Here is a 2,868-nt window from a genome sequence, read left to right on the forward strand (position 1 = left end):
GATAATCTGAGTGACTTTTTCCAAGGCCGTGAACCACGTGACCGGGTGATCTGATGCAAGCGCTGGCCCAAAATATTCAGTCCCCCCTGAACCGTTCAAGCTATGCTGATGGGTTGCGCTCGGAACTGCGGGCGTTGTGGCGGAACATTTTGATGAAACGGGCGCCGCATGTAGCGACATGGGCCGGGGCCTCACCGCTGCAATCCATCCCCACCGGGCCCGAGGCGACGCCCTATTTGCAGGCCCTGTCTATATGGTTCCAACTGTTGCGTATCATCGATGAAAACGCCGAAGTCAGAGATCGTCGACTGACCGAGACCAATAGCGGGCCCGAAGCGGTCGAAGGCGGGTTTGCCGAGGTGTTGTCTGACCTGTCCCTGGCAGACAGCCCAATGGAAAAACTGACCGCTAATCTGTGTGCCGGACCCACCCTAACCGCGCATCCAACCGAGGCCAAACGGGTCACCGTACTGGAAATCCACCGGCGGATTTATCGCAACCTTGTCAGTCTTGAAACGCAACGCTGGACTCCAACTGAGCGCGCCGAATTGCTGAAAAACCTGGAAGGTGAAATTGACCTCCTGTGGCTGACCGGTGAACTTCGCCTGACGCGGCCAAGCCTGCACGATGAGATCGAGTGGGGTTTGCAATTCTTCAGGGACGCAATCTTTGACGCCGTCCCGCAAGTCATGGATCGGTTCGATCAAGCCTGCCTGCACATGCTGGGAAAGACCTTGAGCAAAACGCCCAGTATTCGCTTTCACAGCTGGATCGGAGGCGACCGGGACGGCAATCCGAATGTCACGACAGAGATGACCGCGCTGGCCTTGCAACGTGGGCGCGAAACGGTTCTGGACCTCTACGGTCAAGCCCTTAAACAAGCCGCAAGCAAGCTGAGTATCAGTGCGCTCATATTGCCGCTGCCCGAACCACACAGGACACGTGTACAAGAAATTGTCGACCGGGCTCCAGACACTGGCCGCAATCAGAACGAACCGTTCCGGAAGGCTCTGGATGCCATTCGCCTTCGGCTGATAAAAGACGGCTATAACCACATTTCGCAATTCGTGAACGATCTAAACGCGCTTGATGCCGCTTTATGCGCGGTCAAAGCCGAAGATCTGGCGCGAAGACATATCCGCCCACTGCGCCGGGCCGCAGCGGTTTTTGGGTTCCGTACCGCAACGCTGGACATACGTCAGAATTCCACCGTCACAACCGATGTTCTGGCCGAAATTTGGTCACAATCCGGGCAGGCACTGAAATATGGTACACCCGAATGGTCTGCCCGTTTGCGGTCCGAATTGGCGGATCAGAACTTGCCCTATCAAAATCGGGAAGCGCTGAGTGATCAGGCCCAAGAGCTCCTCGCCCTCCTGACACTTGTTTACAGCGTTCGATCGGGACCAGACCCCAAGGCCATCGGACCATTCATCCTGTCAATGACCCGTTCCGCCGACGACATTCTCGGTGTCTATCTTCTGGCCCGGTACGCAGGATTCGGGTCCGAAACTCTGGATTTATCAGTGGTTCCACTGTTCGAGACGATTGCCGACCTGCGCAATGCCCCAGCGATATTGCTGGACGTTCTTGATGTTCCGCTTTCCCGCCGCAGCCTTAAAACCGAAGGTAACGTGATCGAGGTGATGCTGGGTTACTCAGATAGTGGCAAGGATGGCGGCTATTTCTGTTCAACCTGGGAATTGGAGCGCGCACAACGAAAGATCGTCACAGCACTGGCCTCGCAAGGTTTCAAGGCTACATTTTTTCATGGGCGCGGCGGCTCCGTCAGCCGGGGCGGAGCACCTACCGGGCGCGCCATCGCCGCACAACCCAGCGGAACCATTGCCGGACGCTTGCGTGTTACGGAACAGGGTGAGGTTGTTTCGACCAAGTATGCTAACCGCGGCACAGCTGCAGCGCATCTGGAATTACTGCTCTCAAGCACGCTTCGACATACGGCTAACCCCAGCGAAACCCCGCCCCGGCCCGAATTTGACGATGCGCTGGATGCCCTATCGGAACTGTCGCAAACAGCCTATGTATCGCTTCTGCAGATGCCGGGTTTTCTGGACTACTTCCAGCAGGCCAGCCCCGTCGAGGAACTTGCTCGCCTAAAAATCGGCTCCCGCCCGACCCGTCGGTTCGGCGCAGCTAGTCTCGATGATCTGCGGGCTATTCCATGGGTTTTTGCGTGGTCGCAGAACCGCCACCTGATTACCGGTTGGTACGGGTTTGGTGCAGCCATGGCCAGCTTTCGCAAATTCCGAGGTTCGCGCGGTGACGAAGTTTTGCAAGAAATGTTTCAGAAATCTCGCCTGTTCCGCCTCGCTGTCGATGAGATGGAGAAATCGCTCTATCAGGCTGATATGGGCATCGCCACGCAATACGGCGAACTGGTGCGCGATAAGTATATCCGCCAAAGCATCTCTCAGGCGATCAAAACAGAATTCGATAACGCTTGCAGCGCTGTGCAGTTTCTGACTGGCGGTCAGACAATAGGTCACCGTTTTCCCCGGCTGTGCGAACGATTTGATCGCAAACGGGCGGAGCTGGCTCGCATTCACGCATTGCAAGTCGAACTGCTGCAACAAGCCCGAAACAAATCGCAAGCAGGATCAGTCCCTGTGCCGCTACTGCAATCCATGAACGCTATTTCCGCTGGCCTTGGCTGGACCGGCTAACCAATTTCAGGAGATATGCCCCGTGAATGTCCCGCATCGTCTAGACGGTTTTTTCACCCAATCCCTATCTGATCGTGACCCTGAGCTTTTTGGTTCGATCACATCTGAGCTGGGCCGCCAGCGCGACGAGATCGAGCTGATCGCGTCCGAGAACATCGTCTCTGCCGCCGTGATGGAAGCGCAG

At 56.5% G+C, this 2,868-nt stretch carries 1 protein-coding gene and 1 pseudogene; both read left to right on the forward strand.

Features of this window, described 5'->3' with window-relative positions; translation table 11 throughout:
• The first annotated feature begins 53 nt into the window (after nt 1–53).
• Entirely contained in the window at nt 54–2,684 is a 2,631-nt protein-coding gene (locus tag ACR0AJ_RS21045; RefSeq protein WP_480741861.1) for a phosphoenolpyruvate carboxylase, read from the forward strand.
• Between the two features lie 22 nt (nt 2,685–2,706).
• A pseudogene (gene glyA / locus ACR0AJ_RS21050) lies at nt 2,707–2,868 on the forward strand (serine hydroxymethyltransferase); the annotation flags it as partial.

This window comes from Ruegeria sp. CJ9, from assembly GCF_056536625.1.